Genomic DNA, 25,097 nt, shown 5'->3' with positions numbered 1-25,097 from the left:
CTGGTCTCTCGGTGGTGTGATGCTGCCCGTCCGGTCCGGCACCTGCGGACCGGGCGCGGCTACTTCTTGATGCCGTGCTCCGCCGCCCAGTCGTACGCGACGTCCTCGGGGTCCTTCCGGTCCTTGTCCACCAGTCGGTTCAGCTCGGTGAGGTCCTTCGTGGTCAGCACGGCCCCGAGGCGGGCGAGCGCCTTGCGGACCGTCGAGTCGGCCTTGCGGTCGGCGATCAGCGGGACGACGTGCTGGCCGGGGATGAGGTTCTTGGGGTCGGTGAGGACGACCCAGCCCTCGGCGGCGATGTCGGTGTCGGTGGTGAAGAGGTTCGCCACGTCCACGTCACCCTTCTTGAGGGCTCCCTTCACCAACGGGCCCGAGGAGTCGAGGGACTTGAACTCCTTGAACTCCACGCCGTACACCTCCTTGAGCCCCACCGAGCCCACCGTGCGCTTCTTGACCTCGGGGGCCGCGCCGATGACGAGCTTGCCGTTGTGCTTCGCCAGGTCGGCCAGGGACTTCAGGCCGTACTCGTCGGCGGTCTGACTGGTCACCGCGAAGGCGTCGGCGTTCTCCGCCTCGCCGTAGGGGAGGATCTGCAGGCCGCGCGGCAGGAGCATGGCGAGGGCGTTCTGCATCGTGCCCTCCTCCGTGGCCGTCGCCTTGGTGTCGAGGTAGTGCAGCAGCGCGCCCTGGTACTCGGGCAGCAGGTCGATGTCGCCGCCCTTGAGCGCGGGGATGAGGATCTCGCGGGTACCCAGGTTGGGGCGGACGGTGGTCTTGACCCCCGCCGCTTCGAGGGCGGCGGCGTAGAGGTAGCCGAGGACCTGGTTCTCGGTGAAGTTGGCGGTGCCGATGGTGACGCCGCCCTTGCTGGAGCCGCCGCCACCGCCCCCGGCCCCGTCTCCTTCCAGAGAGGTGATGCCGCTGCTGCACGAGGCGAGCGCGGGGACGGTGGCGGCGGCGAAGAGCCCGCCGAGGAGAGCCCTGCGGTTCATGGGGTTCACGCGGCTTTCACGGTTCGTACGGGTCATGAGGGGCCGACTCCTAGGACTGCGGGGCGGGGCGGTGGCGGAAGAGGACGCGCTGGAGCGCGGAGAGCACGAGGTCGAGGGCGACAGCGACGAGCGCCACGAGCACGGCCCCGCCGAGGACCTGCACGAGGTCGCGCTGGGCGAGCCCGTCGAAGACGTACCGGCCGAGCCCGCCGAAGGAGACGTACGCGGCGATGGTCGCCGTGGCGACGACCTGGATGAGCGCGAGCCGCAGCCCGGTCATGATCAGGGGGAGTGCCAGGGGCAGTTCGACCTGGAAGAGGACCTGGTGCCAGCGCATGCCCTGGCCGCGCGCCGCGTCCCGCACCTCCGGGTCGACCGCCGTCATCCCGGCGTACGTGTTGGTCACGATGGACGGGACCGCGAGCGCCACCAGCGCGATGTAGACCGGCCACATCGACAGACCGCTGGCGAGGAAGACGAGGACCACGAGACCGACCGTGGGCAGCGCCCGCCCGAAACTCGACAGGTTGATCGCGACGAACGCGCCGCGTCCGGTGTGGCCGATGAGCAGACCGACCGGCAGGGCGATGGCTGCCGCGACGAGGGTGGCGAGCAGCGAGTACTGGAGGTGCTCGGCGAGCCGGTGGCCGATGCCGTCGGAGCCGGTCCACTGCTCGCCGCTGACCAGCCAGGAGCCGAGGCCCTTGAGGAGTTCGTACACGGTTCAGGCCCCCTGCTTCTGCCGGCGGGTCCACGGCGTCAGGACGTACTGGAGAGTGACGAGCAGCGCGTCCGCGACGAGCGCCAGGAGCAGGGTCAGGACGACGCCGACGATGACGGGGGTGGGGAAGTTGCGCTGGAACCCGTCGGTGAACAGCTGCCCGAGCCCGCCGTCGCCGATGTACGTGGCCACGGAGACCAGCGAGATCGCCATCACCGTCGCGATCCGCACGCCCGCCATGATCACCGGGAGCGCGAGGGGGAGTTCCACGGTGAGCAGGGTGCGCAGCGGCCGGGTGCCCATGGCCTTCGCGGCTTCCTTCGTCCGGGCGGGGACGGAGTCCAGGCCCTCGACGGTGTTCCGCAGCAGCACGACCAGTGTGTAGATCGTCAGGCCGATGACGGTGGTGGTGCGAGTGAGCCCGCTGACCGGGAGGAGGAGCACGAACACCGCGATGGACGGGATCGTGAACAGGACGTTCGACAGGCCGAGGAGCAGCCCGCGCAGCCGCCGCACCCGGTGCGCCAGCACGGCCAGGGGGAGCGAGATCAGCAGCCCGAGGAGTACGGCGGTCAGCGCCGCCTGGAGGTGGGAGAGCGTCAGGGTGGTGAGATCGTCGATGTGGTCGGCTATCCACGACCAGTCGACACTCACGCCGCCACCGTGCTCGCCGCGCTGTGCACCTGACCGGCGCGGTCGTGGATGTCCTCGCGGGAGCTGACGCCGGTCAGGACGCCGTCCGCGTCGACCCGGGCGACGAGGCCGCTCGGCGCGGCGATCGACTCGTTGAGCGCGGAGAGCAGCGAATCGGTGTCGCGCAGCGGCCGGACGGGTATCTCGACGTCGCCCTTGCTCTCGCTGTCGTGCCAGGCCAGCGGTTTACGGGCGGCGTCCAGGGTCAGCTGCCAGCGGGCGCCTTCGGGCGCGGGGCCCTGGGCGACCTCTTTGAGCGCCGTCAGGGACAGCAGCTTCAGACCGCGTTCCGCGCCCAGGAAGTCCGAGACGAACGCGTCCGCGGGGCGGGCCAGGAGTTCGGCGGGGGTGGCGCACTGGACGAGGTGGCCGCCGGTGCGGAAGACGGCTATCCGGTCGCCGAGCCGTACGGCCTCGTCGATGTCGTGCGTGACGAAGACGATGGTCTTGTTCAACTCTCTCTGAAGGCGCAGCAGTTCGTCCTGGAGCTGGGTGCGGACCACCGGGTCGACGGCCCCGAAGGGCTCGTCCATCAGGAGGACCGGCGGGTCGGCGGCGAGCGCGCGGGCCACGCCGACGCGCTGCTGCTGGCCGCCCGAGAGCTGGTGCGGGTAGCGCTTCCCCGCGTCGGCGGCGAGGCCGACCGTCTCCAGGAGCTCCGCCGCCCGCGCCCGCGCCTTCCTGCGGCCGTGGCCGAGCAGCAGCGGTACGGTCGCGATGTTGTCCAGGACGGTGCGGTGCGGGAAGAGCCCGGCCTGCTGGATCACGTAACCGATGGAGCGGCGCAGCTCGGCGGCGTCCTGCTCCAGGACGTCCTTGCCGCCCACCCTGATCGTCCCGGAGGTGGGCTCGACCATCCGGTTGATCATGCGGAGCGTGGTCGTCTTGCCGCAACCGGAAGATCCGACGAGGACGGTCACGCCCCCTTCCGGCAGGTCGAGCGTGAGGTCGTGCACCGCGGTCGTGCCGTTGGGGAAGCGCTTGTGGGCCTTGTCGAATTGGATCATGAGGAGTCCCTTGCCCGGCTGCATATCATCATGCAGAGTTCTCGGTGACTGAATAGATTGTCAATAGGTCGTCGCCGCTCGGGTGTAAATCCCTGGTTACTCATGGCCGTAGGACAAGACGGAGTGCCCGACAGAGGAGGAATTGCAACTGATGTCGTCTCACATCTCGGACAGGGTGGCCGATGGCAGCGATGCGGTCGTCGTCCTCGACGGTCGCCGACTGATGGTCGCAGATGTCGTACGCATGGCCGAATCTGTCGCCAGGCCCGTCCCGGCGGCCGAGGGCATGAAGCGGGTGGCGGCCTCGTGGGACGCCGCACGGGAAATCGCCTCGTGGGGTCGCGTCTACGGCCGCTCCACCGGCGTCGGTGCGAACCGGAATGAGTCCGTACCAACCGAGGCGGCCGCCGACCACGGCCTGCGCCTGCTGCGCAGCCACGCCGGAGCGATCGGCGAGGAGCTTCCCGCACGGCAGGTCCGCGCCATGCTCGCCGTCCGCGCGAACCAGCTCCTCGCCGGCGGTGCCGGCCTGCGCCCCACCGTCGTCACCGCGCTCTGCGAGGCCCTGGAGACGGGCGCGTACCCGAAGGTCAACGAGTTCGGCTCGGTCGGCACCGGCGACATCGCGGCCCTCGCGCAGATGGGCCTCGCGCTGGCGGGCGAACACCCCTGGCAGGGCGCGGGGGCCGCACCCGAACCGCAGTCGCTCGACAACAACGACGCCCTCGCCCTGATCAGCAGCAACGCCCTCACCCTCGGCCAGTCCGCCCTCGCCCTGCACGAACTGCGCGCCCTGATCGGCGCCACCCAGGTGGTGGCGGCCCTGTCCCTGATGGCGATCGACGGCAGCTACGAGGCCTACGCGCTGCCCGTCCACGAGGCGCGGCGGCACGCCGGTTCGTACGCGGTCGCGGCGCGGATGCGGCTGCTGCTCGGCGCCCCCGACCGCCCCACCCCACCGCTCGGCCGGATCCAGGACCCGTACGGCCTGCGCTGTGTGCCGCAGATCCACGGGCCCGCCCACGACGCGGCGGACGCGCTGGAAGAGATCCTCGGCGTCGAGATCAACGCGGCGGCCGAGAACCCGCTGATCTCGGCCGACGACATGGCCGCCTACCACCACGGCGGCTTCTACCTCGCCCAACTCGCCCTGTCCCTCGACCACTTCCGGCTCGCGGTGACCCAGGTCGCCCGGCTCTCCACCTCCCGGCTCTCGACGCTGAACGAACCGGGCTTCACTCGCCTCCGCCCGTTCCTCGCGGACGGTGAGCCGGCCTCCTCGGGCGTGATGATCCTCGAATACGCGGCCGGGGCGGCCCTCGGCGACCTGCGGGCCTTCTCCGCGCCCGCCTCCCTCGGCCACGCGGTGCTCTCCCGGGGCGTCGAGGAGCAGGCCAGCTTCGCGTCACTGGCGGCGCGGCAGACCCTGCGGGCGTGCGAGGCGTTCCGGCTCGTCGTGGGCTGCGAACTCGTGGCTGCCGTACGGGCGTTGAGCCAGCGCGAACTGCGCCTCGACCCGGAGCTGCCCGTCGGCCGCGCCTTCGAACTCGCCGCCTCGGTGCTGGACGGGGATTCCGCCGACCGGCCGTTGACGGACGATGCGGCGGCGGCCGCCGGGCTGCTGGACCGGTTCGCCGAGCTGTGGACGGCGGCGGGGCGGGGCCCAGAGCCGGCCGCGTAGACCTCGGGGCAGGACTCGGGGCCCGCCACACCGGATTGGCGGCGGGGAGGCAGCGGACCCGGGCGCCGACGACGGCGGACGACCCGGCGCTCCCTCCAGGAGCGGGCGGCGCTCAGGGGCGGGTGGCTCTCCCTCAGGAGCGGGTGGCGGTGCCGCAGCCCTCGTCGTCGCCTTCCCTCATCCGCTCCTCGATCGGCGTGCTCCGGTCGTACGGGTCGACCGCAGGGCCGTCGCCCCCGTCGGCGGTGGCGCGGTCGGCGAGGAACGCGGGGATCAGATAGCCGGTGTAGGTGTCGCAACCGCCGTTGGTGGTGTCCACCTTGTAGGAGACGAGGGAGAAGGTCCCCGGCTCGATCATGATCTTCGCCGGGTCGTCCCAGCCCATCACGACCTCGCGGCGCACGATGGTGCGCGCGACCTCGTCACTGTCCCCCGAGGCGCGCATGACCGGGTAGACGTAGGTGACATCGGTGGAGACCTCCACCGCGCCTCTCTCGCCCTCCCGGAAGGTGACCCGGCCGCGGGTCTTGACCACGTCCCCGACCGGCCGCACGTCGGCGGACCGGAAGCGGCTGAACAGCAGCAGAGGATCGTTCTCCTGATCGGGCGCGCCGAACGCCTTGGTGAGGAAGTCCTGGACGTCCGACTGGTGCGGGTTGATGAGCGCCATGGCCTTCTCGGGCCGCTCGCCGCGCAGCACCGCGGGGTCGAGGGCGGAGGCGACCAGGAAGTCCCGGGTCCGCTGCAGCGCCTTGCCGACCTCCGCCTCGCTCATCCAGCCGGTCGCCCGTGGCGCGGGCAGACGGATGCCGGCCGCGCCATCGGCCCACCGTGCTGCCGGTGATCCGGCGAACGGTTCGTCCTGGGTGGGAGGCGGGCCGTCCGCCTCGAGCCCGGGCGGCCCGCCGGGGCGCTCCGACTCCGCGGCGCGGGGCAGGGTGTCCACCGCGGCCCCGCCGTCGAACCAGCCGACGATCCGGCCGGGGGCGACGGCCACGGCGACCAGCAGCACGATGACGACCGCCAGGCCGAACGCGTACCAGCCCTTGCCGCGCTGTCGCCGGGGCGGCTCGTGCGTCCGCCACCCCCGCGGCGGATCGGGCTCGTCCTGAAGCCGCCGCGTCACCATCCGGGCCCGCGCCGACGGCTCCTCGGGCGCGCCCGGGCTGCCGGCCTCGGACTCCCTCAGGAAACGCTCCCACTCCTCGTCCGGTACGGACGCCCCACCCTTGCTCAACCCACTGCTCCCGTCCCTGTTTCCGCGCCCGGTCCCTCCCCAGGTCCGAGCGGCGCACGGGGCATCATCACACGGCCCGCCGACAGCGGAGGCGGTGGCCCGGTCACCGGCCGGGCGCCCCCGCGCGCAGACCGTCCATGACGAGATCCAGGAGCCGGCCGGCCCTCGGCTCCCAGTCCTCGTGCGGATCGATCTGCCAGAGACCGGCGATGGCGAGGAAGAAGTCGTCCGGGGTCACCCCGGGGCGGACGGTCCCGGCGTCCTCGCAGGCGCGGAGCAGGTTCCCGGCCGCCTCCATGACCGGGGTGGGGCCTGGCCTGGCGGGGCCGCCCGGCGCGCTGGTCACCAGCCGGATCGCGTCCGCCAGACCGGCCTTCGTCATCGCGAAGCGGGCGAGGCGGTCCATCCACTCGCGCAGGGCCCGTTCGGGCGGGCGGGTCTCCAGCAACTCGCCCGCCGCGTCGGCGACCTGCTGCATCTCGTAGCGGTAGACCTCCAGGACGAGCGCCTCCCGGTGCGGGAAGTTGCGGTAGAAGGTGCCCTGCCCGACCCCCGCCTTCTTGGCGATCGCGCTCAGCGGGGCGTCCGCGCGCAGCGTCAGCTCGACCGTGGCCACGCGCAGGATCCGCTCGCGGTTGCGCTGAGCGTCCGAACGCAGGGCGGGGTCCTTCTTCGGCTGGGACACGCTTCCTCCTCGCGGGTTCGTGGCCGAAACCCGTTCTTGTTAACCGGACAGCTGTCCGTTACGTTTGCCAGGTAAGCGGACAGCAGTCCGGTTAGGGCTACCTTACTCCCGGCCGGTATCGGCGGCCGCCCCACCGAGGCCCCGGTTTCTCGTCACCTGACACCAGAGAAGGCTGAACATGGCCCCATCATCCTCGTCGACGTCCAGTGCGATCACCCTGAACATCAACGGCGAGAAGCACCACCTGCCCATCGACCACCGCACCACCCTCCTCGACGCCCTGCGCGAGCGCCTCGACCTCACCGGCACCAAGAAGGGCTGCGACCAGGGACAGTGCGGCGCCTGCACCGTCCTGGTCGACCGGCGGCGCGTCGTCTCCTGCCTCAGCCTCGCGGTCGCGGCCGAGGGGCGCGAGATCACCACCATCGAAGGCGTGGCCGAGGGTGATCGCCTGCACCCCGTCCAGCAGGCCTTCCTCGACCTCGACGGGTACCAGTGCGGCTACTGCACGCCCGGGCAGATCTGCTCGGCCATCGCCGTCATCGAGGAACACGCGGCCGGCCTGCCGAGCGCCGTCACCGGGGACCTGAGCCCTGACGCGCCACCGCCACCCCTGACGCCCGAGGAGATCCGCGAGCGGATGAGCGGCAACCTGTGTCGCTGCGGTGCCTACGTCTCGATCGTCCAGGCCGTCGCCCGCGCGGCAGCGGCAGAGGAACACGCCGCAGAGAAGCGCCCCGCCGAGGAGCACGCCGAGGCCCCCCCCCACCACCGCGAAAGGAGCCGCCGCATGAAGGAGTTCGGCTATCAGCGCGCCCACGACGTCTCCGGCGCGGTCGCCCTCCTCGCCGCCGACCCCGACGCGCGGTATCTCGGCGGCGGCACCAATCTCGTCGACCTGATGAAGACCGGCGTGGAACGCCCCGCCCTCCTCGTCGACGTCCGCGAACTCCCCCTGGGCCGCATCGAACCCACCGCGGACGGCGGGCTGCGCATCGGGGCGACCGTCACCAACAGCGACCTCGCCGCCCACCCCGAAGTCCGCCGCCACTACCCGGCGTTGGCCCAGGCGCTGCTGGCCGGAGCCTCCGGGCAGCTGCGCAACATGGCCACCGTCGGCGGCAACCTCCTCCAGCGCACCCGCTGCGGCTACTTCACCGACGTCTCCCAGCCCTGCAACAAGCGGGCCCCGGGCAGCGGTTGTCCCGCCGTCGCCGGCGAGCACCACAACCACGCCGTCCTCGGCGCCTCCGACCACTGCGTGGCCGTGCACCCCTCCGACATGGGCGTGGCCCTCACCGCGTTCGATGCCGTGGTCTCCTACGAGAGCGGGGACGGGCCCGGCGAAGCGCCGATAACCGACTTCTACCTCCCCGTCGGCGACACCCCGCACCGGGAGACCGCCCTGCCGCCCGGCGCGCTGATCACCCACGTGACCCTGCCCGCCGCGCCCGTCGCCGCCCGCTCCCGCTACCGCAAGGTGCGCGAACGCGCCTCGTACGCCTTCGCCATCGGCTCGGTCGCCGCCGCGCTCGACATCGAGGACGGCGTCGTACGGGACGCGCGCCTCGCCCTCGGGGCCGTCGCCTCCCGTCCCTGGCGTGCCCGTGCGGCCGAAGCCGTCCTGACCGGCGCACCGGCCGGCGGCGCGACCTTCGCCGCCGCCGCGGACGCCGAACTGGCCGCCGCCAGGCCGCTGCCCGACAACGGATACAAGGTGACCCTCATGCGCAACCTCGTGGTCTCCGTCCTGACCGAACTCGCCGGGGAGGACGCCCGATGACGACGACCACCCCGGGCCCCCCGACGCTCCGCGGGGCAGTCGGCGTCGCCCACACCCGGATCGAGGGCCGTGACAAGGTCACCGGCGCGGCACGCTACGCGGGCGAGATCCCCTTCGCGGACCTGGCCCACGGCTGGCTCGTGCTGTCCACCGTCACCCGTGGCCGGATCCTCGACGTGGAGACCGCTCCGGTGCTCGCCATGCCGGGCGTGCTCACTGTGCTGCACCACGGCAACGCCCCCCGCCTGAACACCGATTACGTCGGCATGCTCGGCACCCCGCCGGACCCGACCTCCGCCGTCTTCCAGGACGACCGGGTGCCGTTCGCCGGCTGGCCGGTCGCGCTGGTCGTCGCCGAGACCCCCGAAGAGGCCAGGGAGGCGGCCGAGGCGCTCGTGGTGACGTACGACCAGGAACCGCACGACACCGAACTCGTCGCCGACCACCCCGGTGCCTACCCCGCCGCCGGCCATATGCCGGCCGAGACGGAGAAGGGCGACCTGGAGGCACAACTGGCCTCCTCCGCCTATGTGGTGGACGCCGAGTACAGCACCCCCGAAGAGCAGCACAGCATGATGGAACCGCACGCGGCGACCGCCCGGTGGGACGGCGGGCGGCTGGAGGTCGTCGACTCCAACCAGGGCGCCGGCTGGGTCCAGAACGAACTGGCCACGATGTTCTCCCTCGACGCGTCCTCGGTAAGGGTGCGCTCCGAACACATCGGCGGCGGCTTCGGCAGCAAGGGCCTGCGCGCCCACCAGGTGTCCGCCGTGATGGCCGCCACCGCCCTGCACCGCCCGGTACGCGTGGTGCTGACCCGGCGTCAGACGTTCTCGCTGGGCGGCTACCGCAGCCCCACCACCCAGCGGGTCAGGCTCGGCGCGGCCCCCGACGGCCGGCTGCTGGCCCTGGAGCACCGCTCGCTGAACCAGACCTCCACGGTGTACGAGTTCGTCGAGCCCAGTGCGGGCGTCGCCCGGGTGATGTACGACGCCGAGGCCCACCGCACCGCCAACCACGTCGTCCGGCTGGACGTGCCGTCCCCGACCTGGATGCGCGCACCGGGGGAGGCCCCGGGGTCGTTCGCGATCGAGGCGGCCCTCGACGAACTCGCCGAACGCAGCGGGCTCGACCCGATCGAACTGCGCCTGCGCAACGAACCGGACGTCGGTCCCGTCTCCGGGCTTCCGTTCAGCAGCCGCAATCTGGCCGCCTGCTTCCGCGAGGGCGCGCGCAGGTTCGGCTGGGCGGACCGCGATGCCCGTCCCGGCACCCGCCGCGACGGGCGCTGGCTGCTGGGCACCGGCACGGCGGCGGCCTCCTTCGGCGCCGGGGCCGCCCCGTCCACCGCCCTGGTCACGGCGGAGGCGGACGGTTCCTTCACCGTACGGATCACCGCGGCCGACATCGGCACCGGAGCCCGCACCGCGCTCACCCTGATCGCCGCCGACGCGCTGGAGACCGCACCCGGGCGGGTCCGGGTCCGCATCGGCGACAGCGACTTCGGCCCCGCGATGATCGCCGGCGGCTCCATGGGCACCCGCTCCTGGGCCTGGGCGGTCACGGCGGCCGCCGCCGAACTGCGGGAGCGGCTCGCGGTGGGCACGTCGATCCCCCCGGAGGGCATCACCGTACGGTCCGACACCACCGAGGCCCTCGGGGCGCTCGCGCAGAAGGAACGGCACTCCTACGGCGCCCAGTTCGCCGAGGTCGCCGTCGACACCGCCACCGGCGAGATCCGGGTGCGCCGCATGCTGGGCATCTTCGCGGCGGGCCGGATCGTCAACCCGCTCACCGCCCGCAACCAGCTCGTCGGCGGGATGACGTGGGGCATCTCCATGGCCCTGCACGAGGAGGCGGTCCGGGACCGGAACACCGGCGGCCACTACGCCCCCGACCTCGCCGGCTACCACGTGGCCACGCACGCCGACGTGCCGGACATCGAGGCGGACTGGGTGGACGACCACGACCCCGAGGACCCGGTCGGCATCAAGGGCGTCGGGGAGATCGGGATCGTGGGCGCGGCGGCGGCCGTCGCCAACGCGGTCTGGCACGCCACCGGCGTACGCCATCGGAACCTGCCGATCCGCCCCGACCGGGTCCTCGCGGCTGCCGCCCCGGAGTCCGCCGGGGGAGCGGTGGATGCTTGACATCGCCGGTGAGCTGCACCGATGGATGGCGGAGGGCCGGGAGTTCGCGGTCGGCACCGTCGTCTCCGTCGGCGGCAGCGCGCCGCGCGGACCGGGGGCCGCCCTCGCGGTCGACAGCGAGGGCACGGCGATCGGCTCGGTCTCCGGCGGCTGTGTGGAGGGCGCGGTCTACGAACTGTGCGCGCAGGCCCTCAGCGACGGCGAGAGCGTCCGGCAAAGCTTCGGCTACAGCGACGAGGACGCCTTCGCCGTCGGGCTGACCTGCGGCGGGGTCATCGACATCATGGTCACGCCGGTACGGGCCGACTCGCCGGACCGGGACGTGCTGCGGGCCGCGCTGTCCGCGGCCGTCTCGGGCGAGGCGGCGGCCCTCGCCCGGGTGGTGCACGGGCCGGACGGGCTCCTGGGGCGGTCGCTGCTCGTCCGCGCCGACGGCTCCCACGAGGGCGGGCTCGGCGGCCACCCGGAGCTGGACCGTACGGCGGTGGCCGAGGCCTCGGCCCTGCTGGACGCCGGCCGGACCGGCACCGTAGCCCTCTCCGAGGACGGCTCGCACTGCCCCGGCGGGCTCACCCTGCTCGTCGAGACCAGCGTCCCGCCGCCCCGCATGATCGTCTTCGGCGCGGTCGATTTCGCCGCCGCGCTGGTCCGGGCCGGCAAGTTCCTCGGCCACCATGTGACGGTGTGCGACGCCCGGCCCGTCTTCGCCACGCCCGCCCGGTTCCCCGAGGCCGACGAGGTCGTCGTCGACTGGCCCCACCGCTATCTGCGGAGCACCCACACCGACGCCCGTACCGTGCTGTGCGTGCTCACGCACGAGGCCCGGTTCGACGTGCCGCTGCTCACGGAGGCCCTGCGGAGGCCCGCCGCGTTCGTCGGCGCGATGGGCTCCCGCCGGACCCACGAGGACCGGACCAGGCGGCTGCGCGAGGCGGGCCTGAGCGACCGGGAGCTGGAGCGGCTGCGGTCACCCATCGGCCTGGACCTCGGAGCCCGTACGCCGGAGGAGACGGCGCTGTCCATCGCGGCGGAGATCGTCGCGGCCCGGCGCGGCGGCACGGGCCTGCCGCTGACCGGGGGAACGGAGCCCATCCACCGGGAGCCCCGCCCGGAACGACGGGTCGTCAGCCGGCTCTGAGGCCGCCGCGGATCCGGTCGACGACGGCCCGTACGGGTGCTGCCCCGCGGCCTGGGCACGGCGGGCGTGGCGGGCACGGCGGGCGTGGCGGAGGCGTCCGAGGCCCCGGCGGCCTCCAAGCGCCGGCCGTGCTCCTCTCCCGCGTCCTGACCATCGGCGGCTCGGTTTACCTGGTGCTGTACTTCTCGGACGGCCTCGGCCTGAGCCCGGCCGGGGGGCGGGCCGCGGGGAAGGTCTCCACCCTCGCCTCCCTCGGCGTCGGTGTCGGCACGGCGGCGCTCGGCGCGGTCTTCTCCCACCACGGCGGTCAGGGCGCCCAAGCGGTCACTGATGGCGCCCGAGCCCTACTGAGCACGTCCGCCGCGCTCGCGGTCGTCGCCGTGCTCACCACCGACACGCTCGTCGGACCGCGCGGTCCAGCGCGTCACGTTCGAACGCCTTCGGGCGGCAGATCAGGAGCGCCAGCAGCTTCGCCGCGGTGTCATCGGTCTCCCACAGCCGGACGGCGAGCTCCTGCTGCGTCTTGAGCCGCTTCGCGATGGCCCGCAGCTTGCCGAGGTTCACTCCGTGATCGTCACCGTGCTTCTCGTTCACGGCGCGCGCCTTCGGATCCTCCAGCGCGGCCAGCTCGGCCAGCAGCTCCGCCACCGTGGCGTCGGTCGGGCTCGCTCCTGCCACCTGGGCCTCCTCTCCGTCTGCTCGGCTGTCCGACTGACCGTCCGCCGGGCTGTCGTACTGCCGACTGGCGTTCTGCCGACCCGAACGGGGGATTCAGCGTACGACGGCACCCCGCGTTTAGCGGGGCCGTTCGGGGTCACTCCAGTACAGCGGCGCGAGCCACAGGGAGCCGGACCGGCCCGGTGCCGGACTTTGGGTGGCGCGCCGAGGACGAGGAGCCATGAACCGTTCGACAGTGGAACTACTGCTGAGCGCACAGGAGGACACGATGCGTGACGTACGCAGGATCTTGCGGGCCAAGGTCCTGAAGGCCCGCGGGCTGGCCAAGGAATCGGACGGCAAGGCGCTCGACGACCAGAGCCGCCGGGACGAGGGCCGGCGCCGACAGTCCGAGGCGCGCCACCTCGAACAGCGGGACCGGCCCGACGGGCGTCCCGGCCGTTGAACGGGCGAGGGGTTCGGGTACCCGAGGGCGAGGACGACCCGATGACGCGGCAGGCCCTGCCGGACGCGTCCGGCGCAGCTCCACGGCCGGACGGGGAAGGACGGCGGCCGGACGGGGAAGGACCACGGCCGGGCCGGGTCGTGCGGCTTCCCGGGGTGTACCGCCCGCAGACCGACACGCTTCTGCTGGCCCTCGCCATGCGCCGCGAGGGAATCGGCCCGGGCACGGACCTGCTGGACCTCTGCACCGGGACCGGCGCGCTGGCCCTGCACGCCGCCCGGCTCGGCGCCCGCGTCACCGCGGTCGACATCAGCCGCCGGGCCGTGGCGTCCGCGCGGCTCAACACCGCGCTCGCCCGCCTGCCCGTCACCGTACGCAGGGGGGACCTGCTCCGGGCCCTGCCGGGCCGTACGTTCGACGCCGTCGTCAGCAACCCTCCGTACGTTCCGGCCCCCGGCCTGTCGGTGCCGCGCTACGGGCCCGGCCGCTCCTGGGACGCGGGCCCCGACGGCCGGGTGATCCTCGACCGCATCTGCGACGACGCCTTCGCCGCCCTGCGCCCCGGCGGTCTGCTTCTGCTGGTCCAGTCGGGGCTGAGCCGCCCCGAGGAGACGGTCGGCCGACTGTCAGCGGCCGGTCTCGACGTCTCCGTGACCGACCGGGTCACGATCCCCTTCGGACCGGTCACCCGCCGCCGGGCCGCCTGGCTGCGGGACCGGGGGCTGCTGCGGGACCGGCTGGACAGGGAGGAACTGGTGGTGATCCGTGGCCGCAAGGAATGAGGCACCACGTCGCGTGGTGGTGAACCGGGAAGGCCCCATCCTGGTGGAAGGGCCGGTCGAGGTCGTCGGCGACGACGGTACGACGACCCGGTCCGACCGGTTCGTCGTCGCGATCTGCACCTGCCGCCGCAGCCGCACCTACCCCTGGTGCGACACCAGCCACCGCCGCCGCAAGCCCGCCGGGCCCTCGGAGAGCCGCCCGGACGGCCGACAGCCCCAGGAGGGCGAGGAGGACCCCCGATCGTGACGACCCAGGCCGCCACCCCCCGTGACAGCGACAGCCCCGCCGCGTCCCCCGCGCTCCCTGCCGGGCGCGGACCTCTCAGCGAGAGCGTCCTCGCCGTGCTGGCGGGCGGCAAAACCCGCCTGCCCGATGCCGGAGCGGTCCGCCGCTCCGACCCGTACGGGGACGACCTCCAGCTGCTCCTGTACGTCCTGTACGAGCTGCACTACCGGGGGTTCGCGGGGGTGGACGAGCGCTTGGAATGGGATCCCGCGCTGCTCGGCGTGCGCGCGGCGGCCGAGGACGTCTTCCTGGACGCGCTGCGCCGCGACGGCGGCTCGGGCGGGAAGGACGTGGCGGAGGCGGTGGACGCGCTCCAGCTGGAACCCGTGGGGGACGACGGCCACAGCGTCAGCCACCACCTCCAGCGGGAGGGGGAACTGTGGCAGCTGCACGAGTACGCCGCCGTGCGCTCCCTCTACCACCTCAAGGAAGCCGATCCGCACCTGTGGGTGGTGCCCAGGCTTCGAGGCCGGGCGAAAGCGGCGATGGTCGCCGTCGAGTTCGACGAATTCGGGGCGGGGCGGGCGGAGAACGTCCACGCACAGCTCTTCGCCGACCTGATGACCGACCTCGGCCTCGACGCCCGGTACGGCCACTACCTCGACGCCGCCCCGGCCCAGGCGCTGGCCATCGTCAACATGATGTCCCTGTTCGGCCTGCACCGGCGGCTGCGCGGCGCGCTCGTCGGGCACTTCGCCACCGTGGAGATCACCTCACCCCCCGGGTCGAGGCGGCTGGCCCGGGCCCTGCGCCGCGCGGGAGCGGGCCCCGCCGCCCAACGGTTCTACGACGAGCATGTGGAGGCCGATGCGGTCCACGAACAGGTGGTGCGCCACGAGGTGATCGGCGGCCTGCTGGAGGACGAGCCCGAACTGGCGGCCGACGTCGTCCTGGGCATCGAGGTGACCGGGCACCTGGAGGACCTCCTCGGGGACCACCTGCTGGCGGCGTGGCATGAGGACCGCTCGGCCCTGCGTACACCGCTGACGCAGCCCTGAGACCTGAGAAGGGCCGGGACTCAGAAGGAGGCGGGACTCGGAGGAGGCGGGACTCAGAAGGACACGTCGTCCGCGTCGAGGATCGTGGCCCCCATGTTGCGTTCCATCATGCGCAGCGCGGCCTCGGCGAGATCGCCGTGGATATGCGCCACGGCGTCCCTCGGCACCGTCACGCGCAGATGCCGGATATGCGCGTCGAGCGCTGAATACAGCACACACTGCTCCGTCACCTGGCCGCAGAGCACCACATGGTCTGCCGTCAATTCGGAGAGCAGATAGCTGAGCGGCGTCTCGTAGAAAATGGAGTGCCGAGCCTTGACGACGAAAAGGGAATCGTCGTCCGGGAGCAGGGGCTTGACCAGTTCCGCGTTCTTGCCGGCGAGAGTCGTCTCGATGATCTCGCCGTGATGGGAGCGCCATTCTCCGAAATTGTCGTTCGCGTAGATGAGGGGAACACCCTCCGAACGAGCACGGTCGATCAGGCGTGTGAGGTGCGGAAGCGCCGTACGGACGGAGGGGACGAGCCGCTCGGCGTCGGGGTGGTCGTACGTGTTGATCATGTCGATGACGATGAGAACGCTGTTTCCCATGGATCCATCCTCTCAAAGCCTTTCAAAGGCCCGGACGTGTTGTTTGGGTCGGGACGTGCAGGGAACCCGGCGTTCGTCCACTGCGGGAAAAAGAGCCGCCATGGCAACCGGAGTGTACGGAAAGGAGTGCGACCGTGCGCGCATTGACCTATCAAGGAAAGCGGGACGTCCGGGTGGAGACCGTCCCGGACCCGCGGATCCAGGACCCGACCGACATCATCGTCAAGATCACGTCCACCGGCATCTGCGGCTCCGACCTCCACCTGTGCGAGGTGCTCGGGCCCTACCTCGACCCGGGCGACATTCTGGGCCACGAGCCGATGGGGGTGGTGGAGGAGATCGGGTCCGAGGTCACCGCCGTGGCCCCGGGGGACCGGGTCGTGATCCCCTTCAACGTGTCCTGCGGCCACTGCCACATGTGCGGGCAGGGGCTGCACTCGCAGTGCGAGACGACGCAGGTGCGGGAGCGCGGCATGGGGGCGTCCCTGTTCGGGTTCACCAAGCTCTACGGGCAGGTGCCGGGCGGCCAGGCCGAGTACCTGAGGGTGCCTTTCGGCAACGACCTGCCCATCAAGGTCCCGCACGGCCCCTTGGACGACCGGTTCGTCTATCTGTCGGACGTCCTGCCGACCGCCTGGCAGGCCGTGGAGTACGCCGACATCCCGCCCGGCGGCAGCGTCACCATCCTCGGCCTCGGCCCCATCGGAGCCATGGCCGCCCGCATCGCCCGCCACCGGGGCGCCGATCTCGTCATCGGCGTGGACCTGGTCCCCGACCGACTCGACCGAGCGAGCAGGTACGGGGCCACCTGCCTCGACCTGCGCCGGTACGGCAAGGGCAAGGACCTCGGCGACGCCGTCCGCGACCTCACCGACGGGCGCGGCACGGACGCGGTGATCGACGCGGTCGGCATGGAGGCTCACGGCTCGCCCGCGGCCAAGGCCGCGCACACAGCAGTCGGCCTGCTCCCCGACGCCCTCGCGCAGCGCATGATGGAGACGGCGGGCATCGACCGCCTCGCCGCGCTGCACACGGCGGTCGACCTGGTGCGCAGGGGCGGCACGATCTCCGTCTCCGGCGTCTACGGCGGCTCCGCCGACCCGATGCCGATGCTCACGATGTTCGACAAGCAGATCCAGCTCCGCATGGGCCAGGCCAACGTCAAACGCTGGGTCGACGACCTGCTGCCCCTGCTCACCGACGACGACCCGCTGGGCGTGGACTCCTTCGCCACCCACCACCTGCCGCTCGAGGAGGGCCCTGGGGCCTACGAGACGTTCCGGAAGAAGGATGACGGCATGATCAAGACCCTGCTCATCCCCTGACCTGCCGGGGATCCAGCTGCCCGGGATCCCCGACAGGTCAGGGGCGGCCCGGCTTTCCGGGACTGTCAGGTGGTGGCTCCCTGGAGCACGCCGTCGCGCACGCGCGCGCAGGACTGGCTGAGCAGCCGCGACACGTGCATCTGCGAGATGCCCAGCTGTTCGGCGATCCGGACCTGGGTCATGTCCCGGAAGTAGCGGAGGTACAGGATGGTCCGCTCCCGCTCCGGGAGCTCCCGCAGCCCCGGCTTGACGGCCTCGCGGTCGATGGCGATGTCCAGCGCCGCGTCGCAGGAGCCCAGCCGGTCGGTCAGGGGCGAGCCGCCCTCGACTCCCGTAGGCTCGGCGTCCAGGGAGAGGGCGCTGTAGCTCTCCAGGGCCTCCAGGCCCAGCAACACGTCGTCCTCGCTGAGCCCGGTGGCGCACGCGACCTCGGCGCAGGTCGGGGCCCTGCCGCCGGGCTCCTGCGCCAGGTCGCGCCGGGCCACCCGCACCCGGTTGCGCAGATCCTGGACCCGGCGGGGTACATGGACGTCCCAGGTGTGATCGCGGAAATGCCGCTTGAGTTCGCCGGTGACGGTGGGTACGGCGTAGGTCTCGAAGGCCTTGCCCCGCAGCGGGTCGAAGCGGTCCACCGCCTTGACGAGCCCCATCGCGGCCACCTGCCGCAGATCGTCCATGGATTCGCCGCGGTTACGGAAGCGGGTGGCGATCCGATGGGCCATCGGGAGCCACGTGCAGATCGTCTCGTCGCGCAGCGCGTCCCGCTCCGGGCCCGGAGGAAGAGCCCGGAGCCGCTGGAACGCCTGGTCGGGCGAACGGGTGTCCGTGGCGTGGTCGGGCTCGGGGACGGCTGCAGCCTGCATGGGGGGTCACTCCTCGTCGAAGGTGGGGTCGGCTCGCCGCGGGATGATCACCGGGCCGGACAAAGGCACCGCCCGGAATCCCACAGGCGCACCTCTTGTCCGAAGCGCAAAACACCCCATACCCGCAAAAATGGTCATTAAACGTGGGCGGCTGTCGTGCGAACGTGGCCGGCTGTCGGGCACAGGCCGACGTCTCCGGTACGCGCGTCAGCCGGGGCCCGGCCCGAAAGGGCTGTCGTCGAGGTGGTCGAGCAGATCGGCGACGTCCCGGTAGACCGCTTCCGCTCCCGCCCGCTCCAGGTCGGCGCGCGGAATGCCGCCCGACAGAAGGGCCACCGCGCGCACCCCGGCCCGGGTCGCCGCCTCCATGTCCCACACCGTGTCGCCCACGAACACCGCCTGCTCCGGAGCGACGCCGGCCAGCCGGCAGGCCAGCTCCACGGGCTCGGCGGAGGGCTTGCCCCGGTCGACGTCGTCCGAGCTCGCCGTGTCCTGGATCGCCTCGTCCGCGTCCACGGCCCGCCGCAGCGCCGCCAGCTCCGCCCCGCTCGCCGAAGTCGCGAGGACGACCCGCCAGTCGCGTCCGGTCAGCGTGCGCAGCAGATCGCCCGCGCCCCGGAAGGCGGGGAGGCGGTCGAAGTACGTCGCGTAGAGCACCGTGTGCGCGGAGCTGATGGACTCGTCCTGCTCGGAGTCCCGGTCGGCCCCCAGCAGCCGCTCGATCAGATCACCGGAGCCGAGCCCGACCGCCCGGTGGATGTCCGGCATCGGCACGGTGTGCCCGGCCTGCCGGAACGCCTCCCACCAGGCCACCACATGGAGGTGGTTGGTGTCCGTGAGCGTGCCGTCCACATCGAAGATCGCCGCGCCCGCCATGCTCACCCGTTCCTCTCGCCGTTCCCCCGCTTCCCTCGCAGTCAGGCTTCGCGGCCCTGGATGTCCGCCTCGTCCGTGACATGCACGGCCGCTTCCTCGGCCGAGGCCGCGCCGCCGTCGATGCCCACGTCCTCGGCGAACACGTCGTTGTCCCGTCCGGTCGCGTCGTCCGCCGCACTGAGCCGGCCTGCCCGGGGCTCGACGGTGGACCCTTCCTGGGGCTCCCCGTCGCCCTCGGCGAGGTCGCCGATGCCGTCGCCGGCGGGCGGCTCCACATCGTCGACCTCCTGGGCGAGCCGCTGGTCCAGGGACTCGCCGCGCTGCTCCTCCGCCCCCGTCGTACCGAACTTCGTGACACCCAGGGGGCGTTCGGGAGGGGAGTAGCCCTCTTCCATCTGGTCGTCCAGATCCCGTTCGCCGAGCGTGTTCTCCAGGTCGAGCTCGTCGTTCGGCGGAATCCGGCCGTCGTCGTCCTGAGGCTGGTACACATCGTCGCCACGTGCGTCTGCGGGCATGTCCTGCTCCTCCGTCGTGCGGGCGGCCTGCCCCGGGATGCTGCCCGGGGCGGCGGGCGTCAGCGTCCGAGGGCCTTGCGGAGCTGTTCCTTGCTCATCGAGGAGCGTCCGTCGATGTTCTTCTTCCTGGCCTCCGCGTAGAGCTGGTCCTTCGTAGGACCCTGCGCGCCCTTGTGGGAGCGGTCGCCGCCGCGTTCGTAGGCGGACTTCTTGTCCTGCGTCGACGTCCTGCTCGCCGTCTTCGACTCGCCGGACCGGGCGCGCTGCTTGTTGACGGTGCGGGCGGCGATCTCCTTCGCCCGGCCCGTCGACGCGCCCTGCTCCTCCTGGCTCTCCTTGATGTGCTCGTACTGCCGCTCACGCTTCTTGTTGGATCCAGCCGGCATGACGTGCTCCTCATTCCGTCTCAGGGGGCGTCGCGGGCCCGGAACCGTCACCCGGCGCGGCGACGCCCCCTTTTCCTCGGGGGACGCCCACCGCGTTTCCCGTACGGATCCCACTAAACAACGCACACCGGAACATCGCCCCTGGAGGCGGGAGAAGGAGTGGTCCTGAAGTCGGCGGACGGCGCCGACGGCTGCTTTCCCAACCGGTCGGCGCCTGAGCTCCGCGTACGCCGGATACCTGATGCTGGAGTACCCCCGCAGCGGAGGCCAAACATTCCCCGGGACGGCGTTCGCCCGTACGTCCTCGGTACGTCCCCGTCGTCAGGTCACGGACGGGGGCGCAGGCCGGGGCCGCCGGCCGGAGGGGCGCCGGAGACGCTGCCGACCAACTGGGCGCACAGGTCGCGGAGCTTCACGTTGCGGTGCTGCGACGCGGTGCGCAGGGTCTGGAGCGCCTCCTCGGAGCTGCACCGACGCTGGTTCATGACGATGCCGACCGCCTGGTCGATCACGGCGCGCGTCTGGAGGGCGGCTTCCAGATCAGCGGTGAAGGTCCGGGTGTCGGAGAGCCGCTGGGCCAGCGCGACGGCCCCCGTCGCCTGGGCGGCGAGGGCGCGCAGAGCGCTCAGATCGGCGTCCGCGAAGCCGTTCTCCTTGGGCGAGTACAGATTGAGGGCGCCCGCCGTGTGGGAGTGCGCCGCGATCGGCAGCGACAGCGACGACCGGGTTCCGGAGGTGACCGCGAAGGCGGGGTAACCGTTCCACCGGCCCTCCTCGCGCATGTCGCCGACGCTGACCTCGTGTCCCTCGCGCAGGGCCTCCAGACAGGGGCCGTCGTCCTGCCGGTACTGGGCCTCGTCCAGCGGCGGTGCGCTGATACCCGCGCTGGCCACGGTCAGGGGGCGGTTCCGGCGCTCCAGAGTGACCCCGCAACCGTCGGCCGTGGGGGACATGAGCAGGGCGCTCTGGGCCAGCGCCCGGAGGAAGTCGTCCAGCGTGTCGGTGTCCAGCAGGAGGGAGACGAGGTCGGGCGGGCCCGGAGTGAGCACTCCGTCGTTGGTCATGGTCGCTCCTTTCCGGGCCTGAACCCTGTGACCAGCATCGCACCATACGGGTCCGAGCGCGGCGCCCCTTCGGCTGCGGACCCCGCCCACGAGCCTCCCTGTGCGGACCCCTTCCCGCTCCTGCGGCCGCGGCAGGTGTCGAGCGCCGAAGTCCGGGCATACGCGCGGTACGCAGGTCAGGGAGCGGCCGCGCACTCAGCCCTGCTTCCCTGGAGTGCCCATGTTCCTGCTCAGTTATCACCTCGATGCCACGCACCTGGTAGTAGAACTGGGCGAGACGGTCGACCTCGACAACGAGTCGGCGATCGAGCGCGAGATCATCCGGCTGCTGCCGTGCTGCGGGCCCCGGGCGCTCATCGTGGACATCCGCACCCCCCTGCTGACCCCCCGGGCCCTGGGGCTGCTCCTGCGGGTCCGGGGCCTGTCCGAGGAGCGCGGGGTCTCGACGGCGGTGGTGGCCGGGTACGACACGGCCCGCGAGGTGCTGGGCGCCGCCGGCCTCCACCGCGTCCTGCGCGTCGCCTCCACCCTTCCGGGCGCGGAGCTGCGCAGCCGGGGATGCCGGCCGGAGCCCGAGGCGTCGCGGAACGGGAAGTCCGGCGACCGGCGAAGTGCGCTGCCTGCCGCCCGGGCCCCGAAGGGGCCGCTCGGCCCGTACGCGGACACCTCCCGCCCCCGCTTCCCGGGGGAACACTGACGGAGGAGGACGGCGGAGGGGCATTGACAGGGGCCGACGCCTCGGGCGGAGCCTTCGACGAGCACGGTTTCCGTCGTGCCGGGGCGTTTTCGGGCCGAGCCGGGCCGGCTTCCCGACGCCGGGCCGACCGCGCCGAACGATGAGGGCATAATGAAGGGCTGGAGGTCAGGAAACGGCCCTTGAGAATTCTTCCTGCCTCCGTGGAGTGTCCCGTGAACCTCTGTCCTCGTCGCCGCGCCGCCCTCATGGCCTCGGTCATGACCCCGGCCGCCGGTGCTTCCGGCGCCCCGCACGTTCCTCTACGGGCATCCCGCGCCCGGCCACCCGCGACGAGATTCCACCCCCCAGGCGCCCCACCGACGACACCTCCCCCTGCGGCCGTCGGCGCGCCCGCCCTTCGGCGGCCGTCCCGCAGCGACGCCTGACCCCTCACCGCCCCACGCCCGGAGCCCGCTCGGCGCCGGTGCGTAGGTGGCGGCTGCTCCCTTTCGGCGGCCCGGACCGCGCCGCTCAGCTCTGCCCCGCCCTTTTCAGCGGCGGGTCACCGCCCAGAACGAGATGATCATGACTGACAGGCCCGTGGCCGAGGCGCCGGACACGACCGCGCTGCTCCTGGATACGACGTCGCTGGACGAGTTCCTGCACGCCCTCGCCCGCAGCGCCCTCGCCCTGGTGGAGGAGGCCGACGGCTGCGGCATCACGCTGGAGCGGCTCGGACGTCCCGTCACCGTGTCCAGCGTGGGGGCCAGCGCCACGAAGCTGGACGAGGCCCAGTACGGGCAGGACGACGGCCCCTGCCTCCAGGCGATGCGCACCGGCCGTGAGGTCAGCGTGCCGGACACCCTGCGGGAGAGCCGCTGGGCCGACTACCCGGCGTACGCCGCCGTCTGCGGCGCCCGCTCCTCGCTCTCGTTGCCGATCGCCCCGCACAGCCACACCGCCGGGGCCCTCAACCTGTACGCGCCCGTCCCGCACGCCTTCGACACGGCGGACCTGACGGCGCTGAGGCTGCTCACGGCGCAGGCCACCGGAGCCATCGCGCTGGCCCAGCGCATCGCGGACACCGAGGAGTTCGCCGCGGACCTGGAGGCCGCCCTGCGCTCGCGCACCGTCATCGACCAGGCGATCGGCGTGGTCGTCGGCCAGCAACGCTGCACCCCGGAGAAGGCGTTCGACGTCCTGCGCACCGCATCGCAGCACCGCAACATCAAACTGCGCGAGCTCTGCGCCGAGTTGATCGCCAGCATCACCGGCGAGGTCCCGCCCGAGGGCCGCATCCAGCCCCGGCGCTGACCCAGGCCCCCGGCCCTGCCCGACGGCTCGTCAGGACGCCGGATACGGGCGGTCGGAGAGCAGCCGGGCCAGATGGGCGGCGTTCGCCGCGAGCGCCGCGGTGGTCGAGGCGACGGCCTCGGGCGTCTCGTCCAGATCCTGGTAGTCGGTGCCCTGCATGGCTTCGCCGACCCAGTACGTGACGGCGCCGGGCGCCAGGGAGAAGCCTACGTCGTCCAGGCCCTGGAACACATCGGCGCTCACCTTGTGCGCACCGTCCTCGTTGCCGACGACGGCCACGGCGGCGACCTTGCCGTAGGTGTGCGGGCGGCCCTCGTCGTCGGTCTCGGAGGACTCGGCGTTCAGGCGCTCCAGGACCCGCTGGCAGACGCTGGAGGGGTGGCCGAGCCAGATGGGCGTGGCGATCAGCAGGATGTCGGCGGCCAGGACCTTCTCCCGCAGGGCCGGCCAGGCGTCACCGTCGCCCATGTCCACCCCGATCCCCGGCCGGACGTCGTGGTCGGCGACCCGGACGATCTCGCCCCGAACGTCGTGGCGGGCGAACTGCGCCATGACCTGCTCGGCGAGGCGGTGACTGCTGGAAGGGGCGGGCGAGGCGTTCAGGCTGCAGACGAGGGCGAGTGCGCGCATGACGAAGTGTCTCCTTCGGGCCGCGGGGCGGGGGAGGGGAGTGCCGGTCGACGGGCACGGCGACACTGGTGCCCCGTGAGGCCCATGCGTACGCACCGGCCCCGCAGAATGCCCCGAACGGAAGGAGCGCTCCGGTTCCCGGCCTTCGGTCCTCGGCCCTGCGCGCACTCCGTTTGAACACCCGCACAGGGGTAGACGGCGCAGAACCCCGCCGACCCGCGCACACCCGAAACCGTTGCCCAGGGCCCGGCCTGACGACATGACAGGGAGAGTGAGCCCGGACGTGCAGATCACCACCGAGGGCGCGGTGTACGGATGCCTCGGCATCGGAGCCTTGCTCGCCGCGGCCCTGCCCCGGCTGCTCTCCCGGCTGCCGGTGTCCGTGCCGATCGTCTTCCTCGCCGCCGGAGTGGTCCTCTACCTGACACCGCTGCCGCTCCCCGAGTTCGACCCGGTCGCCGATCGCATTTGGGTCCACCACCTCACCGAGCTCTGCGTGATCGTCTCGCTGATGGGAGCGGGCCTGGCCATCAACCGCCCCTTCGGATGGCGCTCCTGGGCCGCGACCTGGCGGCTCCTCGGGCTGGCGATGCCGCTGACGATCGGGGCGACGGCGCTCGCCGCCTGGGCACTGCTCGGCTGGCCGGTCTCCGTGGCGCTCCTGGTGGCCGCGGTCCTCGCACCGACGGACCCCGTCCTCGCCTCCGAGGTGCGCGTGGGGGAGCCGTCCGCCGAGAAGGAGGACGAGGACGAGGTCCGCTTCGCACTGACCAGCGAGGCCGGACTCAACGACGGCCTCGCCTTCCCGTTCGTCCTCGCGGCCGTCGCCCTGGCCGCCGCCGGGGACAGCTGGACCGGGGGCTGGATGGCGCACTGGGCCTGGAGCGACGTGCTCGTCCGGATCTCGGTGGGCGTGGCGGTGGGCCTCGCCATCGGCCTCCTGCTCGGCCGGTTGCTCTTCCGGTCCCGCGCCAGGTCGCTGCGGCTCGCCGAACAGGGCGAGGGGTTCGTGGCCCTGGCGGCGACCTTCCTGTCCTACGGCGTCTCCGAGGCCCTGCACGGCTACGGCTTCCTCGCGGTCTTCGCCACCGCGTGTGCCCTGCGCAGGTCGGAGCACAGCCACGGCTACCACCAGGTGATGCACTCCTTCGTGGAGCAGATCGAACGCCTGCTGATGGCCCTGCTCCTCTTCGGCGTGGGCGCCTACCTGGCCTCCGGCGGCCTGGCCGCCCTCACCTGGAGTGGCGCGGCGGTCGCCGTGCTGCTGCACCTCCTCATACGCCCGGCCACCGGCTGGCTCGCCCAACTGCGGGGCCCGGGCCGCCCCAACGAGCGTGCGGCCACCGCCTTCTTCGGGATCCGGGGCATCGGCTCGCTCTTCTATCTCGCCTACGCCTGCGGCGAGGGCGAATTCGGGGCGTACGAGGAGGAGATGTGGGCGGTCGTCGTCTTCGCCGTCCTGATCTCCGTGGTGGTCCACGGGGTCGCGGCGGCCCCGGTGACCTCCTACCTCGACCGGCGCTCGGCCAAGGCGCCCTGACCCGTGCGGGAGGGGCGCCGATCCGCGCGCACGGGTCAGGGC

The 25,097-nt window shown here is 72.5% G+C and carries 25 protein-coding genes and 2 pseudogenes; 13 read left to right on the top strand and 14 right to left on the bottom strand.

All coding sequences use genetic code 11. The annotated features are described in order from the left end of the window. Positions 1-59: 59 nt before the first annotated feature. The 4 genes from ACFWM7_RS05575 to ACFWM7_RS05560 are packed head-to-tail and all read right to left on the bottom strand — an operon-like array spanning position 60 to position 3,437. Positions 60-992 (bottom strand): ABC transporter substrate-binding protein, encoded by a 933-nt coding sequence (locus ACFWM7_RS05575; protein ID WP_383255453.1) that lies wholly within the window; start codon positions 990-992, stop codon positions 60-62. Between the two features lie 49 nt (positions 993-1,041). Further along, positions 1,042-1,713: an ABC transporter permease gene (locus tag ACFWM7_RS05570; protein WP_383255405.1), complete on the bottom strand. Its 672-nt coding sequence runs from the start codon at positions 1,711-1,713 to the stop codon at positions 1,042-1,044. Positions 1,714-1,716: 3 nt separating this feature from the next. Continuing rightward, complete coding sequence (locus ACFWM7_RS05565; RefSeq protein WP_383255403.1) at positions 1,717-2,367, bottom strand: ABC transporter permease; 651 nt, start codon at positions 2,365-2,367, stop codon at positions 1,717-1,719. After that, positions 2,364-3,437, bottom strand: a complete 1,074-nt coding sequence (locus tag ACFWM7_RS05560) for an ABC transporter ATP-binding protein (RefSeq protein WP_383255400.1) — start codon at positions 3,435-3,437, stop codon at positions 2,364-2,366. The genes ACFWM7_RS05565 and ACFWM7_RS05560 overlap by 4 nt, the downstream gene beginning before the upstream one ends. 127 nt (positions 3,438-3,564) lie before the next feature. Between ACFWM7_RS05560 and ACFWM7_RS05555 the strand changes: the two genes are divergently transcribed. Further along, positions 3,565-5,094: an aromatic amino acid ammonia-lyase gene (locus tag ACFWM7_RS05555; RefSeq protein WP_383255397.1), complete on the top strand. Its 1,530-nt coding sequence runs from the start codon at positions 3,565-3,567 to the stop codon at positions 5,092-5,094. A 133-nt stretch (positions 5,095-5,227) separates the two neighbouring features. Here ACFWM7_RS05555 and ACFWM7_RS05550 read toward each other — a convergent pair whose 3' ends face one another. Beyond that, positions 5,228-6,331, bottom strand: a complete 1,104-nt coding sequence (locus tag ACFWM7_RS05550; protein ID WP_383255395.1) for a hypothetical protein — start codon at positions 6,329-6,331, stop codon at positions 5,228-5,230. Positions 6,332-6,434: 103 nt separating this feature from the next. Further along, positions 6,435-7,016, bottom strand: a complete 582-nt coding sequence (locus tag ACFWM7_RS05545) for a TetR/AcrR family transcriptional regulator (RefSeq protein WP_383255393.1) — start codon at positions 7,014-7,016, stop codon at positions 6,435-6,437. A 178-nt stretch (positions 7,017-7,194) separates the two neighbouring features. Here ACFWM7_RS05545 and ACFWM7_RS05540 point away from each other — a divergent pair. From ACFWM7_RS05540 to ACFWM7_RS05525, 4 genes and pseudogenes are all read left to right on the top strand, one after another. Then, positions 7,195-7,698 (top strand): annotated as a pseudogene (locus ACFWM7_RS05540) (2Fe-2S iron-sulfur cluster-binding protein); the annotation flags it as partial. A gap of 108 nt (positions 7,699-7,806) precedes the next feature. Beyond that, the gene (locus tag ACFWM7_RS05535) at positions 7,807-8,799 is read left to right on the top strand and encodes an FAD binding domain-containing protein (protein WP_383255451.1); all 993 of its coding nucleotides are present in this window, start codon (positions 7,807-7,809) and stop codon (positions 8,797-8,799) included. Continuing rightward, on the top strand, positions 8,796-10,949 hold the full coding sequence (locus ACFWM7_RS05530; RefSeq protein ID WP_383255391.1) for a xanthine dehydrogenase family protein molybdopterin-binding subunit: 2,154 nt from the start codon (positions 8,796-8,798) through the stop codon (positions 10,947-10,949). The genes ACFWM7_RS05535 and ACFWM7_RS05530 overlap by 4 nt, the downstream gene beginning before the upstream one ends. Next, on the top strand, positions 10,942-12,087 hold the full coding sequence (locus ACFWM7_RS05525; RefSeq protein ID WP_383255389.1) for an XdhC family protein: 1,146 nt from the start codon (positions 10,942-10,944) through the stop codon (positions 12,085-12,087). The genes ACFWM7_RS05530 and ACFWM7_RS05525 overlap by 8 nt, the downstream gene beginning before the upstream one ends. A gap of 396 nt (positions 12,088-12,483) precedes the next feature. On the opposite strand, the pseudogene ACFWM7_RS05520 reads toward ACFWM7_RS05525, so the two are convergent. Continuing rightward, positions 12,484-12,765 (bottom strand): annotated as a pseudogene (locus ACFWM7_RS05520) (DNA alkylation repair protein); the annotation flags it as partial. A 220-nt stretch (positions 12,766-12,985) separates the two neighbouring features. Here ACFWM7_RS05520 and ACFWM7_RS05515 point away from each other — a divergent pair. The 4 genes from ACFWM7_RS05515 to ACFWM7_RS05500 are packed head-to-tail and all read left to right on the top strand — an operon-like array spanning position 12,986 to position 15,276. Continuing rightward, the gene (locus ACFWM7_RS05515) at positions 12,986-13,210 is read left to right on the top strand and encodes a hypothetical protein (protein WP_383255387.1); all 225 of its coding nucleotides are present in this window, start codon (positions 12,986-12,988) and stop codon (positions 13,208-13,210) included. A gap of 41 nt (positions 13,211-13,251) precedes the next feature. Further along, positions 13,252-13,992 carry a HemK2/MTQ2 family protein methyltransferase gene (locus ACFWM7_RS05510; protein WP_383255384.1) on the top strand — a complete coding sequence of 247 codons (741 nt, stop codon included), beginning with the start codon at positions 13,252-13,254 and terminating at the stop codon, positions 13,990-13,992. A gap of 13 nt (positions 13,993-14,005) precedes the next feature. After that, positions 14,006-14,239, top strand: coding sequence for a CDGSH iron-sulfur domain-containing protein (locus ACFWM7_RS05505; protein WP_383255382.1), 234 nt, complete (start codon positions 14,006-14,008; stop codon positions 14,237-14,239). Next, the gene (locus ACFWM7_RS05500) at positions 14,236-15,276 is read left to right on the top strand and encodes an iron-containing redox enzyme family protein (RefSeq protein ID WP_383255380.1); all 1,041 of its coding nucleotides are present in this window, start codon (positions 14,236-14,238) and stop codon (positions 15,274-15,276) included. The genes ACFWM7_RS05505 and ACFWM7_RS05500 overlap by 4 nt, the downstream gene beginning before the upstream one ends. 53 nt (positions 15,277-15,329) lie before the next feature. On the opposite strand, the gene ACFWM7_RS05495 is transcribed toward ACFWM7_RS05500, so the two are convergent. Then, positions 15,330-15,866 (bottom strand): cysteine hydrolase family protein, encoded by a 537-nt coding sequence (locus tag ACFWM7_RS05495; protein ID WP_383255378.1) that lies wholly within the window; start codon positions 15,864-15,866, stop codon positions 15,330-15,332. Between the two features lie 134 nt (positions 15,867-16,000). Between ACFWM7_RS05495 and ACFWM7_RS05490 the strand changes: the two genes are divergently transcribed. Further along, on the top strand, positions 16,001-17,191 hold the full coding sequence (locus ACFWM7_RS05490; protein WP_383255376.1) for an alcohol dehydrogenase catalytic domain-containing protein: 1,191 nt from the start codon (positions 16,001-16,003) through the stop codon (positions 17,189-17,191). Positions 17,192-17,256: 65 nt separating this feature from the next. Here ACFWM7_RS05490 and ACFWM7_RS05485 read toward each other — a convergent pair whose 3' ends face one another. From ACFWM7_RS05485 to ACFWM7_RS05465, 5 genes are all read right to left on the bottom strand, one after another. Beyond that, on the bottom strand, positions 17,257-18,054 hold the full coding sequence (locus ACFWM7_RS05485) for a SigB/SigF/SigG family RNA polymerase sigma factor (protein WP_383255374.1): 798 nt from the start codon (positions 18,052-18,054) through the stop codon (positions 17,257-17,259). A gap of 207 nt (positions 18,055-18,261) precedes the next feature. After that, positions 18,262-18,930, bottom strand: coding sequence for an HAD family hydrolase (locus tag ACFWM7_RS05480; RefSeq protein ID WP_383255370.1), 669 nt, complete (start codon positions 18,928-18,930; stop codon positions 18,262-18,264). A 41-nt stretch (positions 18,931-18,971) separates the two neighbouring features. Continuing rightward, a complete protein-coding gene (locus ACFWM7_RS05475; RefSeq protein WP_383255368.1) occupies positions 18,972-19,445 on the bottom strand; it encodes a DUF5709 domain-containing protein in 474 nt (157 codons plus the stop codon). A gap of 59 nt (positions 19,446-19,504) precedes the next feature. Then, a complete protein-coding gene (locus ACFWM7_RS05470; protein ID WP_383255366.1) occupies positions 19,505-19,831 on the bottom strand; it encodes a plasmid stabilization protein in 327 nt (108 codons plus the stop codon). Positions 19,832-20,157: 326 nt separating this feature from the next. Continuing rightward, positions 20,158-20,895: a GAF and ANTAR domain-containing protein gene (locus ACFWM7_RS05465; protein WP_383255363.1), complete on the bottom strand. Its 738-nt coding sequence runs from the start codon at positions 20,893-20,895 to the stop codon at positions 20,158-20,160. A 220-nt stretch (positions 20,896-21,115) separates the two neighbouring features. On the opposite strand from ACFWM7_RS05465, the gene ACFWM7_RS05460 reads away from it, so the two are divergent. Together ACFWM7_RS05460 and ACFWM7_RS05455 are read left to right on the top strand one after the other, a co-directional pair. Next, on the top strand, positions 21,116-21,592 hold the full coding sequence (locus ACFWM7_RS05460) for an anti-sigma factor antagonist (RefSeq protein ID WP_383255361.1): 477 nt from the start codon (positions 21,116-21,118) through the stop codon (positions 21,590-21,592). A 564-nt stretch (positions 21,593-22,156) separates the two neighbouring features. Next, positions 22,157-22,885 carry a GAF and ANTAR domain-containing protein gene (locus tag ACFWM7_RS05455; protein ID WP_383255359.1) on the top strand — a complete coding sequence of 243 codons (729 nt, stop codon included), beginning with the start codon at positions 22,157-22,159 and terminating at the stop codon, positions 22,883-22,885. Between the two features lie 30 nt (positions 22,886-22,915). Here ACFWM7_RS05455 and ACFWM7_RS05450 read toward each other — a convergent pair whose 3' ends face one another. Then, the gene (locus ACFWM7_RS05450) at positions 22,916-23,515 is read right to left on the bottom strand and encodes a flavodoxin family protein (protein WP_383255357.1); all 600 of its coding nucleotides are present in this window, start codon (positions 23,513-23,515) and stop codon (positions 22,916-22,918) included. Between the two features lie 259 nt (positions 23,516-23,774). Here ACFWM7_RS05450 and ACFWM7_RS05445 point away from each other — a divergent pair, with 259 nt between their 5' ends. Continuing rightward, positions 23,775-25,055 carry a cation:proton antiporter gene (locus ACFWM7_RS05445; protein ID WP_383255355.1) on the top strand — a complete coding sequence of 427 codons (1,281 nt, stop codon included), beginning with the start codon at positions 23,775-23,777 and terminating at the stop codon, positions 25,053-25,055. Positions 25,056-25,097: the final 42 nt, after the last annotated feature.

The organism is Streptomyces sp. NPDC058375, assembly GCF_042723425.1.
GTDB classification, from domain to species: domain Bacteria; phylum Actinomycetota; class Actinomycetes; order Streptomycetales; family Streptomycetaceae; genus Streptomyces; species Streptomyces durocortorensis.
This window is presented reverse-complemented; position numbering and strand designations above follow the sequence as displayed.